The organism is Novosphingobium bradum (genome assembly GCF_042646485.1).
Classification (GTDB): Bacteria; Pseudomonadota; Alphaproteobacteria; order Sphingomonadales; family Sphingomonadaceae; genus Novosphingobium; species Novosphingobium bradum.
Map to the genome: position 1 here is coordinate 225,012 of NZ_JBHRTQ010000003.1, position 14,508 is coordinate 239,519.

General features: G+C 70.7%; 5 protein-coding genes. 4 read left to right on the top strand and 1 reads right to left on the bottom strand.

Features of this window, described 5'->3' with window-relative positions; genetic code table 11:
• Window positions 1-74: 74 nt before the first annotated feature.
• Window positions 75-3,755, bottom strand: a complete 3,681-nt coding sequence (locus tag ACFOD9_RS03305) for a glycosyltransferase (RefSeq protein ID WP_379508656.1) — start codon at window positions 3,753-3,755, stop codon at window positions 75-77.
• Between the two features lie 321 nt (window positions 3,756-4,076).
• On the opposite strand from ACFOD9_RS03305, the gene ACFOD9_RS03310 reads away from it, so the two are divergent.
• From ACFOD9_RS03310 to rfbB, 4 genes are read left to right on the top strand one after another with little or no spacing between them, the layout of a single operon-like run.
• The gene (locus ACFOD9_RS03310; RefSeq protein WP_379508657.1) at window positions 4,077-9,569 is read left to right on the top strand and encodes an HAD-IA family hydrolase; all 5,493 of its coding nucleotides are present in this window, start codon (window positions 4,077-4,079) and stop codon (window positions 9,567-9,569) included.
• Entirely contained in the window at window positions 9,566-12,889 is a 3,324-nt protein-coding gene (locus tag ACFOD9_RS03315; RefSeq protein ID WP_379508658.1) for a glycosyltransferase, read from the top strand. The genes ACFOD9_RS03310 and ACFOD9_RS03315 overlap by 4 nt, the downstream gene beginning before the upstream one ends.
• Complete coding sequence (rfbC, locus tag ACFOD9_RS03320) at window positions 12,886-13,461, top strand: dTDP-4-dehydrorhamnose 3,5-epimerase (RefSeq protein WP_379508659.1); 576 nt, start codon at window positions 12,886-12,888, stop codon at window positions 13,459-13,461. The genes ACFOD9_RS03315 and rfbC overlap by 4 nt, the downstream gene beginning before the upstream one ends.
• The gene (rfbB, locus tag ACFOD9_RS03325; RefSeq protein WP_379508660.1) at window positions 13,452-14,507 is read left to right on the top strand and encodes a dTDP-glucose 4,6-dehydratase; all 1,056 of its coding nucleotides are present in this window, start codon (window positions 13,452-13,454) and stop codon (window positions 14,505-14,507) included. Before rfbC ends, rfbB begins: the two co-directional genes overlap by 10 nt.
• The last annotated feature ends 1 nt before the right edge of the window (window position 14,508 follow it).

Below are 14,508 nucleotides of genomic sequence, written 5' to 3' on the forward strand. Positions count from 1 at the left end.
CTTGGCCAAGGCCGCCCGGTTAGCCGCCATGCCGCCCCTTGGCAAGCAGCGAGCCGCCTCCCCGAAGCGCGCCATCATGCTGGTCGGCGCGGGGCGCGGGCCGGGGCACGGCACGGGGTGGCCGCCACGATTTCCCGATAGACCCGCGCCAGGTCGGCGGCCTGGTCGCGCGCGGTGCGTCCGGGGGCGGCGCGCGGGGCGATGACGCCGCGACGGTAGGTCTGGGGCGTCGCGTCGAGCCGCGCCAGGACCGCCTGAAGATCGGCCGCGCCCGATACATCGACCACAAACCCGGTGCGCTCGGGGACCACGTCGGCCCCGATCGCCCCCAGGTCGGAGGCGACCACCGAGCAGCCGTAATGCTCCGCCTCGCGCGTCACCAGGCCGAAGCTTTCGGGGCAGCGCGACGGCGCCAGCAGCACGTCGGTCCGGCCGTAGAGCCGCGCGACCTCGGCCTGGGGCCACTCGGCCGAGAGACAGACCTCGCTGGCGCCCCACCGGGTGCGGACCGTCTCGCCCGCCGGGAGGCGGCCATCGACCATCAGCAGCGACAGGTTGGGATAGGCTCCACGGCGCAGCGCCGCCTCGACCAGGTCGGCCCCCTTGTGGCTGGCGCGCCCGCCGATGTGGGCGAGGCGCAGCGGCCCCGTCGGCGGATCGGGATCGGCAATCGGAGCGGGCAGCGCGGGCAGCCCATTGGCCACCACCTCGATCCCCGGCAGCCCGGCCGACCGGTAGATCTCCGCGAATTTCTCGGACACCGTCAGCAGGCGCGCGGCACCCAGCAGCAGGGGCGCGAGATGCTGGCGATGGCGCAGGGCCGCCGCGGTGGCCGCCGGCCTCCGGGCCAGCCCGGCGAACAGGTCAGGCCCGGGCAACCGCAGCAAGCCGTCCTGGTCCATCAGGAACTGGTGGGGCGAGAGCCACCAGCCATCGTGCGCGGTGACCACATAGGGCACGCCGGAATCGCGGCATTCGCGCAGCGGCGCGGCGGTGAGGCGCTGCATACAATGGAAATGGACGAGATCGGGCGCGAACAGGTCCAGCACCCGGCGAAAGGCCGGCAGGACCGCCGGATCGTCGATCAGCCCCTCGCCGCCGGGCGGCAGGGCCACGCGATAGACCGGGACCGAACCGAACCCGGTGGTCCGCAGCCGGCCGGGCGGGCCGAACCCGTGATCGAGGCAGAACACCGCCAGGTCGATCCCGCCGTCCTCGGCCAGGTGGTGCACATTGTCTTCCACCACCCGGGTCGCCCCGCCCAGCGACTGCGGAGCGAAGAAGACATTGACCACCAGCACGCGCGGGCGCCGGGGAGCTGGGGCGGCGGCGGAGGCCGGTGCGGGAGCGGGAGCGGGAGCGGGAGCGAACACCGCCGGCCAGGCCGCGCCGATGGCTTCCAGCGCATAGTCGTGCAGCGCCCGGGCGCGGGCGGCAGCGCCAATCCGTTCGCGCGCGGCTGAATCGGCGCAGAGCTGCTCCAGCGCGACGCGCCACTCGTCCGGGCTGGAGGCGAGCAGGCCGGTTTCGCCCGGCACGATAACCTCGCGGAAGGTGGCCGTGGCGCTGGCGACGGTGGGAATGCCGGCGGCGGCGGCTTCGAGCCACTTGATCTCGCTCTTGGCATCCTCGAACCGGCCGGGCGCCAGCACCGCCAGGGCGATATCGCAGGCGGCCAGGACCGACCAGTAGTCCGTGATCGACGCGATGAACGGATAGCGCAGGACCCGGTCGCCGAACGGCTCGAGCACGGCATCGCGCGGCACGTGGCCGACCAGGACCAGGTCAACCTCGTCGCGCCCGGCCATCAGCCGCGCGAGCGCCGGGGCGGCGATCGTGCTGAAATCCTCCGCATGGGCCAGGGTGCCCGAACCGTAGAAGATCCGGATGCGGCCCGAGGCCGCGCGCGGCCGCCCGCCCAGCGCGATGGCGGCGCGGTTGCGGCTGTCGAGGCCGTTGCGGATCACGACCCCGGTGCCCTCGCGGGTCAGCGGCGCCATGTGGGCCAGCAGCGCCGGAGTGGAGGCGATGGCCCGGTCGCACAGGGCCAGGGCGAAGCGGAACAGGGGCACGGCATGGCGCATCCCTTCCCATTGCGTCTCGCCGATCAGCCCGCCGAACGAAGCCAGCGGCGGCGGGCAGACCTCGGCATCGAACAGCAGGTCGTCGATCTCGTAGAAGGTGGGGATGCCCATGGCGCGGGCGGCAAGGATCGCGCGCATGACATCGGGCGTGGCCGGCACCCGATAGAAAATCGCCGCGCGGGCGCCCGGCAGGTCGGCGATAAAGCCGGCGGCATCGTCGGCGGCGTGGCGCCGCAGCGCGATGCCGGCCACGGCGAACTGCTCGGCCTTCTGCTCCAGCCGGTAATGGGTGCATTGCCGCACGGCTTCATTGCCCAGCACCACCACCGGCCCATCGGCGGGCGGGACCAGGCCGGCCGGCGCCGGCTCCAGATCGGCAATGGCCTGGGCCAGTTCGGCCAGGGCCACGGTGAAGGCCTCGCCGGCCGCAGCGGCGGGCATGATCCGGAACGCCGCCATGGCCGCCTCGCTGGCGGCGCCGAACAGGCGGTCGACCGTGGTTTCGACCAGGGCCGCGTAGTCCGCCTGGCCGAGCCAGCGCTGGCGCTGCGCGCGCAGCAGGGCGATGGCCCGCCCGCCGTCGCCCAGGGCAGCGGCGAGCCTGACCGCGCGGGCGAAATTGGCCCAGCTGTCGTCGCCGAGGCGCAGGGCATGATCGCAGGCCTCAAGCGCCTCGGCGGCGCGGCCCTGGCGGTCGAGCAAGGCACCGCGCAGGGCATGGAGCGCGGCCGGCCAGGCCGGTTCTTCCGGAAAGGCGGCAAGCAGGGTCAGGCCATCGGCCGCCTGGTCGCGGGCCAGCCGCTGGCGAAGCAACGGGACCAGCAGCGCCGCCCGCGGCTCGGCGATCAGCGGAACGACCTCGTCCCACTGTCGCTCGGCCTCGAACAGGGCGGCGAGGGCGGCCACGCGCGAGCCATCCGGCAGGCCGCGCAGGCGGGCATAGCCGCGCCAGTCGAACTGCTCGGGAAAGGCGGCATGGCCGATGAACGGCAGCAGGGCCTGGGCCTCGTTGGCCGCGCGCCCTTCCGGCAGTCCGTGGTCAAGCCAGTCGGCATAGAGCGCCGCGTCGTCGGGCTCCGAAAGTCCGTAGTGGGCGCGGTAGAACCGCGGATCGAACAGGTGGTCGAGGTGGATCGGCGCGAGCGCGGCCATGCCATGGGCACGAAAGTGCGCCAGCGCCTCGGCCCGGCTGGCGAACGGGGGGACCGCCCCATCCTGGGCGACCCATGACCAGTAGTGCCCGACCGAGAAGATCCGCGTCCATGGCTGCCCCCCGCCATCGGCTGCGTCATCGCCGTCCTCGCCCGCAGGGAACACCGCCGGCCGGCCTTCGGCGCGCCCGTTGCGGATATAGTGCAGGATGAAGTCGCGGTCCTCGCGGAAGACGCCGGCGAGATCAGGATTGAGCAGCCGATAGGCGGCGATGTCGAACTGCGGCGATGGGGTCAGGTAGCGGTGGTATTCCGCCTCTTCCTCGGCCTGGGCACTGGCATGGCGCCCTTCGACCAGGCCATGGGCGAGATAGTGGTGGCGCACTTCGGCAATGCCGCGCAGCGCGGCAAGATCGGCATAGCGGCGCTGGTACCAGACCGGATCGAACCCCGCGAGCAGGCGACGTTCGCGCCGACGGCGCAGGCGCAGGCGCACGGATTTCCGAATTCTTGCGAACATACCTTCCCGCGCAGTCATCGTGCCAGACCCGACTGGTGCCAAGCCAGACCGGTGCCAAGGCCGACTGGTGATCGCCCCGCCCCTGCCTGTCAACGATGGAGGGGACAGGGACGGCCCGGGCTGTCGCCTGGCGCAATGCCCCTTGAAGCCCCCCCCGATCTGCGGCAAGGCGCCAGCCTAACATGAGGTCGTGACCAACAGCATCCTGCCGCCCGGTCGATAGCCGGACACCGGCAGCCTTAGTGAGATCGTGAAGCGCCGCCGGCTGGGAGGGGGTGCCAATCGCGGTCGCACGCCACGTCAGGGAGCGTTTTCACTACCATGGCCAAGATCGCAGCGATCGGCGACTTCCGGCACCACGCCGGCGACTATCGGTATGTATCGTTTGACTTGTTCGACACGCTGATCAAGCGCCGGTTCCTGCACGTCTACGACGTCCACCAGGCGGCCGGGATGTATGCCCAGACCCTGCTTGGCCAGCACGGGGAACGCAGCCCCGAGGAGATGGCCTCGCTGCGCTATCGCGCTGGCACGGCGCTGAAGGAATCGAGCGAACGGCCGATCCAGGAACCTTCGGTCGACATGGTCTGGGACCGCCTGCTCGCCGAGGACATGGGCGTTGTCGAGGGCGGCCGCCGGGCCGATCTGGTCCGCGCGATCGTCGACTTCGAGCACGCGATGGAACTGGCCAACCTTGGCCTGGTGGATGGCGCGGCCGAACTGCTCCAGGCGCTGAAGGACCAGGGCAAGGTCATCACCGCGATCTCCGATATGTATTTCAGCCGGGCGCAGATGGAGGAAATCCTCGCCAGGCTTGGCATCCTCCACTTCTTCGACCACCTTTACGTCTCGGCCGAGGTCAACCTGACCAAGCAGACCGGCGACCTGTTCCGCCGCGTGGTCGCCGATCTCGGCATCGAGCCGCGCGAGATGCTCCACGTGGGCGACAATGCCCAATCGGACATCGCCATGGCCATCGATGCCGGCGTGCCCTGCGTCCATGTCGAACAGTTCGGCCTGCTCGAGCTTGAACGCTCGGCCTATGGCAAGCGCGACCGCATCGAGGAAGAGGTTGCCGACGTCGTCAAGGCGCACCTCTTCTCGGTCCTGGTCGATGCGCGCAGCCGGGGGGTGGAGCACCTCTATTTCCTCGCCCGCGACGGGCTGGCCATCCGCCGGTTCCTCGCGGCGTGGAATTCGCCGTTCCGGGACGCGTTCCTGCCGGTTCCCGACCACAGCGACCTTCACCTCAACCGGGTGCTGACCTGCTGGGCCAATGTCGATTTCGGCCATGCCGATTGGCTGGCCCAGGCCGTGGGCATTGCCTTCTGGCTCAAGGAGGGCAAGGCCAGCGCGGCCGAGCTTTCGGCGCTACTGGGGATCGAGGAGGTGCCCGAAGAACTGGGCGCCGGCATCCTCACGGCCACCACCGACACGGCCCGGGTCGCTCAGGCCTATCGCCACCATGGGCTGGAAGACGCGGTGCGCGATGCCGTGGTGGCCCGGCGCCGCCAGGTCGAGCGCTATCTCACGGACATCGGTTTCTTCGAGCGCAAGTCGGTCGCCCTGGTCGACGTGGGCTATTCGGGAACCGTGCCGCGCGCGCTCAACACCCTGCTGGTCCAGGCCATCGCGGAGGGCCGGGACCTGGCCCCGCCGGCCATGGTGCTCCACCTGATCGCCACCTACGACAATTACGAGATCAATCGCGGCCCGGCCCTGCCGCACGTGCACTTCGCCGACGAGGCCGTGCTTCCCGTCGAGCGCCTGCCCGATGGCCTGCGCGGCTACTCCTGGATCGAGCTGTTCTTCAAGCACCCCAGCCTACTGCCGATCCTCGGCTACGTCGAGCAGGACGGCAAGCTGGTGCCCGACCTGCGCGAAGGCGAGGCGTTCCCCGGAGAAACCCCGGCGCAGCGGGTAGAAAAGTTCGCCGCTGGGCGGGACGAGGACATCGTCTTCCTGTGGATGGCCATGACCGGCCGGTTCGATGCCCTGCGCGATCCGGTCGTCGCGCGGTTTGCCGATCCTGACGCCGCCACCATCGCGCAGATGCGCGACGAGATCTTCGAGCTTGATCCGATCGCCGGAACCCGCCGCTCGGTCATCCTCGAATTGCCCGATGCCGACAGCGAGACCATCGCCGAGGCTGCCCGCAAGGGCGATTACTGGGTTGCCGGCTCGGTCGCGGCGGCGCGCCTGGCCGGCGCCCCGGCCGCGCCGCGTGCGGGCCGGGCGCAGGGCAGCTTGTGGCGCAGACTGCTGGGCCGCGCCAGCGGGCGGCGCAATGAAGCCCTGCAAGGCTTCGATCCGGCCTTCTACCGCGCCTTCTACCCCGATCTGCGCCACTTCGGCTCGGACGAGGCGCTGTGGCGCCACTTCGACCGGCATGGCCGGGGCGAACGGCGGCTCGGCTCACGCCTGGCGCTGGAAACGCGGCTGCAAACCGAATGCGGCGCAATCCCGGAGGATTTCCAGCCGGAATCCTATCTCGCCTACAATCCCGACGTGGCGCAGATCATCGACACGCCGGAACGCGCGCTTGATCATTATATGCGAACCGGCGCCCGGGAGGGGCGCCGCTACCGCCCTTTTCTTGAACCGCTGGTCGAGGATTTCGAGCGGTTCCGGGCCGAAGGCCGCATAGTCCTCAACGAAGCGGAAAGCCGGCAGCACGCCCGAGGAACCTCGACGTTCGACCTGTTCCTCGCGCGCCACCGGATCGCCGCCGGGCGCTGGGTCGACGAGATCGTGGTGCCCGAGTTTCGCGCGATGCACGTGGCCTGGGCCGGCCCCGTGGCCAATCGCGCCGAATGCATCCTGGCCCTGTGCGAACAGGGGCTGGCGCTGATGCCGGCCCTCGCCTTCGCCGCGCCGTTCGACCTCGCGTTCTACCGGACGCGGCAGCCCTCGCTGGCCGGGCTCGATCCCGCCGGGCTCTTTCGCCATTACCTGGCCACAGGCTCGTCGGCCGGCCTTGCCCCGTCCGAGGCCGCGGCGCTTCACCGGCTCTGGGGCCATCCCGAATATCCCGAATGCTTCGCCTGGGAAGCCTGGCGCGAGCAGGGCAGCCATACGGCCGCGCTTGGCGGGGCTGACCGGCTGCGGGTGCTCCAGGCCTTTGTCGATGCCGACGTAGCCGATCCAGAACGGTGGCTGTCGGGCGAGGGTTCGGCCCACCTGCTCGGCATTGCCGCCGACCGGGCGCGGCGCCGCAATCAGCGGGGACAGGCCGCGCGGCTGCTCGAGGCGGCCTTGCGGATCGAGGGCGACCACGGCTGGGTGTATCACCTGCTCGGCGACCTGGCCGCCGAAGCCAGGGAGCCGGCCAAGGCGGCGGTCTATTACCGCAAGGGCATCGCCGCCCCCGCCCCCAATCGCTGGAGCCATGTCAACGCCGCCGACCTCCTGCTGAACCAGGGCGACTGGCGCCTGGCCCTCGCGGTCCTCGCCCAGGGCCGGGCGGCCTGGCAGGAGGCCGCGCCCTGGCGCGCCATGCACACGCGCGCGGTGGATGCCTGGGCGCGCGACTGCGCCGCGCGGATCGGCCGGCAGCCGGGCAACGCCGATTTCGCTGAAGCCGAGGCGATCTTCGCGGAAGTGGCCAGTCGCGTGCCCGATTCACTGCCCGTGCGGGGACCAGGCGAAGGCCTGCTGGTGCTGACCTCGCGGCCGGCCTCCGCCCTCAGGCAGGACGCGGAATTCCACCGCACGGTCACCGTGGTCGATATCGCTGCCCCCGGCACGCCCGACTATCTCGCCGCCCTGCTGCGCCATGGCGAGGTCATCCTTCACGAACCGACGTTCTCGTTCGCGGCGCTCCACGCATTGCAGCTCGCGCGCCGGATGGGCAAGCCGGTTACCCTGTGGCTGGGCGATCTGACCGCCTGGGGCGGGCATCCCCTGGCGGCCACGCTGTGGGGCGAAGGGGGCGAGGAAACCAGCCGGCTGCGAGCCGGCACGGCGTTCGAGGCGGCGACGGTTGCCCGCTGGTGCGACCGGATCGTGGTCACTCTGGCCGGCTGCACCCCGCTGCTGCGCGCCGCGGCGGCGCAGGTGCCGATTCACGATCTGACGCGGGCCGAACCGGCCCGGCGCGGCGCAACCCGCGCGCGCAAGGAGATCATCGTCACCGTCGCCGGCACGCCGCGCCGCAGCCAGCTCGAGGCGGTGGCCGAGGCGCTGGTGGCCGCGGCACAGGCCGATCCCGCGCTGCAATTCCTGGTCGACAAGCGGCTGGCCGCCCTGCCTGCGCTTACCCCGCTGGCCGGGCGCCGCGCAGTGCTCGAGGGCAATCCGCAACTGCCCTCGCTGGCACGGTTGATCAGCCTGGCCGATCTGGTGGTGGCCCTGGCCGATGGGCCAACACCGCCTTTCGCCGCCTGGGAAGATGCCCGCGCGCACGACGTCCCCGCGCTGGTGGTGCCGATCAAGGCCGCCAGCGACGCGGCCTGGCCCGCGCAGACGCCGCTGGCCGACGACGACCTGTGCGCCATGATCCTGCGCGCGACCAGCACCCCGGCCCGGCCCGCCGCACCGCCAGCAGCCGCGCTCCCGATCGTGCCGCCACTGCCAGACCGACCAGCCAACCCGCGCCGCCGCCGCATCCTGCTCACCAATGTCTGGGCGCCGCCGCAGGTCATCGGCGGGGCCACCCGGGTGATGCAGGACAATGTCGACTATTTCATCGACAACCACGCCGACGAGTTCGAGCTGGCGATGTTCGCCTGCGATGAGCACAACATCGCCAGCGGCCAGTTCAGCGTGGACAGCTACCGGGGCGTGCCGGTGTTCCGGGTGGCGCCGCCACAGGGCGAACAGGCCTATTGGCGGCCGTTGAATGCCCAGGCCACCGCCCGGTTCGGCGCGGTGCTTGATAGTTTCGCCCCCGATTTCGTCCATATGCACTGCCTCCAGCGGCTGGGCGCGGGGCTGGCCGAGGCCTGCCGGGACCGGACCATTCCCTATCTTGTCACGCTCCACGACGGGTGGTGGCTGTCGGATCATTTCTTCCTGGCCGACAGCAATGCCATGCCTGTGGCGGTCACCGAGGACTTCTTCGCCCAGCCGCATTCCGGCACGGTTCGCGCAAGCGGCTCGGCCCTGCGCGCGCAGATCCTGCGAACGGCCCTGGCCGGCGCCGAGCGGCGCCTGTCGGTCTCTCGCAGCTTTGCCCGAACCTATGCCGAAGCCGGCTTCGCGGTCGAGGTGGTCGAGAACGGCGTCTCGCGGCTGGCACCGGTGCCGCGCCGCCCGCGCGAGGGCGGCCGGGTGCAAGTCTGCCACGTGGGCGGGCTGGAGCCGCACAAGGGGGCCTTCCTGGTTGAAGCCGCAGCCCGTGCCCACCGCTTCGACAACCTCGCGCTGACCATCGTGGACCTTGCCCAGGGTCCGGACTACCGCTTCCACACGCGCTGGGGAACAACCCCGGTCACGCTGGTCGGGCGGATGGCGCCCGACGAACTGGCCGAATTCTATGGCGCCATGGACGTGTTGCTGGCGCCCTCCACCTGCGAGGAAAGCTACGGCCTGGTGGTCCGCGAGGCCTTGGCCCATGGCCTATGGGTGGTCACCGGCGATCGCGGGGCAATGGCCGAACCGATCCGCCACGGCACCAATGGCTTCGTGGTGCCGGTGGTCGATGCCGATGCGATCGCGCAAGTTATGGCGCAGATCGACGGCGATTGCGCCCGCTTCCGCCAGCCGCCACCCGCCCCCGAGGCCATGCGGTCGGCCGATGACCAGTCGCGCGAACTGGTCGACATCTACCGGTCGATGCCGCTGTGCGGCGCCGATGGAGAGCGGCCGGCATGAACGACGTGCTCGCCGGCGAGTTCGAGCGGCTCCGCCTTGCCGGGCGGATCACGCTCGATGAGGCCGAGGCCGTGCGGCACCGCGCCGGCGAGAGCACGCTGTCGCTCTACCTCGCCCGCCATGCGCTTGCCGCCGGCCCATGGATCGAGCAGATCCAGCCGGCCGAATTCGGCGCCCTGCACCGGAGCTGGTGCGATGCGGTCGAAAGCCGGGCCGATTGCATCCTCGCCATCTGCGAGAAGGGCCTGGAGCGAACGCCCGCGCTGTCGCTGCGCCTGGCCTTCGACCCCGCCTGGTATCGCCGGCAAGCCGATGGGCTGGAGCTGCTGGCGCCCGCCGCGCTGTATCGCCATTACCTGGCCGAAGGGTCTGAGGCCGGCCTAGCCCCCAGCGAAGGGGCCGCCCTGGTCCGCATCTGGGGCAACGATGCCTTCCCGAGCTGTTTCGACTGGGAGGCCTGGCGCAACCACGCCGCGCCGGATGCCGATGACGATGCTGATTCCGATGGCTTCCCCCTGCTCGACCGGGCGGCGGTCCTGGCGGACTTCCTCGATTCCGCGGCCCCCGACCGGAGCCGCTATGTTGCCGGCCCGGGCTGCGCCCATTTCCTTGCCGCGATGGCCGAACGGGCCTGGCGGGTTCACGGACGGACCGATGAGGCGCGCGCCCTGTTCACCGAGGCGCTTGGCCATGACGGGCCATCGGGCTGGATCCACCACCTCCTCGGCGACCTGGCCCGGGACCTGGGCGATCCGGCGCAGGCTCTGGTCCATTACCGCGCGGGCATCGCCCAGGCCGCCCCCAACCGCTGGAGCCATATCAACGCCGCAAGGCTGCTGCTGGCCGAGCGCGACTGGCGCAGCGCGCTGGAGATCCTGCGCGAAGGCGCCGGACCATGGCAAGAAACCGCACCGTGGCGGACCTGCCACGATTTGGCCATGCACCTGTGGTCACAGGACTGCACACGGCGGCTGAACGAGGCGGAACGCGGCGCGCCGCCGCCTGCCGACCTGTTCGCAGAAGTGGACGCGCTCGCACGCGACATCGCCGCGCGCCTACCCAAACCGCACAGCATGGGCGCGACAAGCGGCGCAACCCTGCTGTTCAGCGCCCGCCCCGTCTCCCCCGCCCGGCAGGACATGGGGCTGATCGCCGGCCTCACGGTGCTTGATCTCGGGGCGATCGACCGCAGCGAATACCTGGGCGCCATGCTGGCGAGCGAGACGGTGATCTTCCACGAGGCGCCCTTCACCTATGAAGTGCAGCGCGCGATGCTGGCGGCACGGCGGCTGGGCAAGCGGGTCATCGTCTGGCTGGGCGACCTGGCGGAATGGGAAGGCCTGCCGCTCGAGCACGCGCTCTGGGGGGACCGGGCGCAGGAGTATTCCTGGCTGCGCCGCGCGGCGCTGCGCGAGCTGGCTCTGGTTGCCCGCTTCGCGGACCAAGCCATCACCACCCTTGCCGGAGCGCTCGAAGCGCTGTGCGCCTGCGCGCCCGATGTCCCGCGAGCGGTATTGGCCAGCCCGCCCGCCGACCTGCGCGGCCGGCCGCGAGCGCGCCGGGCCGTGCTGGTTGCCCCGGGCGGCCTGCTCGACAATGACCAGCTCGCAGCCATGGCCTGGGGGCTGGTCGCGGCGGGCAAGCACCTGCGCGACCTGCACTTCCTCGTCACCGAGGATCTCGCCCGCCATCCGGCCCTGCGCGAACTGGCCGGGCGGTGGTCGCGGATCGACGGCGATCCGGAATTGCCGCTGCTGGCGCGCCTCCTGGCCGAGGTCGACCTGGTGGCCGTGCCTTCGGGGGCCGACTGGCCCTATGCGATCAGCGCCGAAGCCCGGGCTCGCGGCGTGCCCGCACTGGACCTGCCGCCGGACGCCGATACCGGGACGGCCGTCGCCAACGCCCTGATCGACGCCCTTTCCGCCCCGCCACCGCCGCATGACGCGAGCGGGGCGCCAAGTCCCGCCTGCGCGCCGGCCCGGACGCCCCCCGCCGATCCCGCAACCGATCGGCCACGGATCCTGATGGTTAACGTCTGGGCGCCGCCGCAGCAGTTCGGCGGTGCCGCGCGCATTTTCTGCGACAACATCGACTATTACCTCGATCACCACCGCGAGCGCTTTACCTTCGCCGCCTTCGCCTCGGACGAGTACAACGAGGCCTGCGGCCAGTTCACGGTCGACACCTATCGCGGGATCCCGGTTTTCCGGGTGGCCACGCCGATCGAGCCCGACATCTACTGGCGCGGTGCCAGCGCCATGGCCGCCGCCCGGTTCGGCGCCGTGCTGGATGCCTTCCGGCCCGACCTTGTCCATTTCCACTGCCTCCAGCGGCTGACCGCCAGCCTTGCCCGGGAATGCCGCCGGCGGGGCGTGCGCTACATCGTGACCATGCACGACGGTTGGTGGCTCTCCGATTTCGTGTTCGTCTCAGAGCCGGATGGCCGTGCCGCCCTGCCGGCGCGCGACTGGTTCGACCAGCGCCGCGGCGACCACCGCGACCACACAGCCTCGATCCTGCGGTCGCGGCGCTTGCGCGAAACCTTGCTGGGCGCCGAGCGGCGGCTGGCGGAGTCGCCGGAATTCGGGGCGATCTATGCCGCCTGCGGTATTCCCTGCGAGGTGGTCGCCAACGGCATCTCGCGGATCGCGCCGGCGCCCCGGGCGGCGCCGGGCGAGCGGGTCGAACTGTGTCACATCGGCGGGCTTGAGCCGCACAAGGGCGCCTACCTGGTCGAGGCCGCGCTGCGCCAGGGCAACTTTGCCAATCTGAGCCTGAGCATCGTCGACCTCGACCAGAATTCCGCATTTCGCCTGGAAACCCGCTGGGGAAGCACCCCGGTGACGATCATCGGCCGCATCCCCGCGGACCGTTTGTCGGAATTCTATGCCCGGATGAACGTGCTGATGGCGCCGTCGGTCTGGCCCGAAAGTTTCGGCCTCGTCAGCCGCGAGGCGCTGGCCCACGGCCTGTGGGTCGTGGCCGGGAACCGTGGCGCCATGGGCAGCCCGGTCGTGCCCGGCACCAACGGCTTCGTGGTCCCGGTGGAGGATGTGTCCGGGGTCGCGGCGGCCCTTGCGGCCATCGATGCCGACCCGGGCCGCTACCAGGCCCCGCCTCCAAGGCCCGACGCGCCGATGCGTACGGCCGACGACCAGGCCCGCGACCTCATCGCGATCTACGCCGACCTGACCGCACGCTCTCCCATCGCGAAGCTGGGCCGGCGGGTGCGACAGGGCTGGACGGCCCTTGTCCGTCAGGCCATGCCCATGGGCCGGTCGCACCGCACCCCGTCCACCCGACCAGGACCCCACACGTGAACTTCCAGCAACTCCCCATCCCCGGCCTGATCGAGATCACCCCCCGCCGCCACGGCGACGAGCGGGGGTATTTTGCCGAGATCTTCCGGCTTGACCTGTTTTGCCAGGAGGCCGGCGAGGCCACGTTTGTGCAGGAGAACGAATCGCTCAGCAGCCGGGTGGGCACCATTCGCGGGTTGCATTTCCAGACCGAGCCCTTTGCCCAGGGCAAGCTGGTGCGTTGCACCGCCGGGGCCGTGTTCGACGTGGCGGTGGACCTGCGCGCCGGGTCGGCCACTTTCGGGCGCTGGGCGGCGGTGGAACTGACCCCTGAAAAGGGCAACCAGCTGTGGATCCCCGCCGGCTTCGCCCACGGCTTCTGCACGCTGAAGCCCGATACTGTGATCAACTACAAGGTCACGGCATATTATTCGGCCCAGCATGACAAGGGACTGGCCTGGAACGATCCGGCCATCGCCATCGCCTGGCCGGCGCTGGCCGATGCCGAAACCCTTTCCGCCAAGGACCGGGTCCAGCCGCTGCTGGCCGACCTGCCCGCCCACTTCCGGATGGAGAGCCAGCCATGCGCGTGATCGTTACCGGCGGGGCCGGGTTCATCGGCTCGGCCCTGGTGCGCCACCTCGTGCTCGAACAGGGCTACGAGGTGCTCAACGTCGACAAGCTGACCTATGCCGGCAACCTCGCCTCGCTGCGCGATGTCGAGGGGCGGGCCAACTACCGCTTCCTCCAGGCCGACATCTGCGACCGGGCCGCGATGGAGCAGGCCGTGGCCGGCTTCCGCCCCGACCGGATCATGCACCTTGCCGCCGAAAGCCATGTCGATCGTTCGATCACCGGAGCGGCCGAATTCATCCAGACCAACGTGATCGGCACCTTCACCCTGCTGGAGGTGGCGCGCGCCTACTGGTCGGCGCTGGACGGCGCGGCGAAGGAGGCCTTCCGCTTCCTCCACGTCTCGACCGACGAAGTCTATGGCTCGCTCGGCGATGAAGGCCTGTTCCGCGAGGATACGCCCTACGATCCCTCATCGCCCTATTCTGCCTCCAAGGCCGGGTCCGACCATCTCGCCAAGGCCTGGCACCGGACCTACGGCCTGCCGGTGGTCGTCTCCAACTGCTCCAACAATTATGGCCCCTATCACTTCCCCGAGAAGCTGATCCCGCTGACCATTCTCAACGCGCTGGCCGGCCGGAGCCTGCCGGTCTACGGCAAGGGCGAGAACGTGCGCGACTGGCTCTACGTGGAAGACCATGCCCGCGCGCTCGATCTCATCATCGCGCGTGGGCGCCCGGGCGAAACCTACAACGTCGGCGGCCGCAACGAGCGGCGCAATATCGACGTGGTGCGCCGGATCTGCGCCGTGCTGGACGAGCTGGTTCCCGCGCCGGCCCCGCGCGAAAGCCTGATCGCCTTCGTCACCGACCGGCCCGGCCACGATGCCCGCTACGCGATCGACGCGACGCGGCTCGAAACCGAGCTGGGCTGGCGCGCGGCCGAGGATTTCGACAGCGGGATCGCCAAGACCGTGCGCTGGTATCTCGACAGCGAATGGTGGTGGGGGCCGTTGCGCGATCGCTACGATGGCCAGCGCCTGGGCCTGATGGCCACGGCGAAGTGAC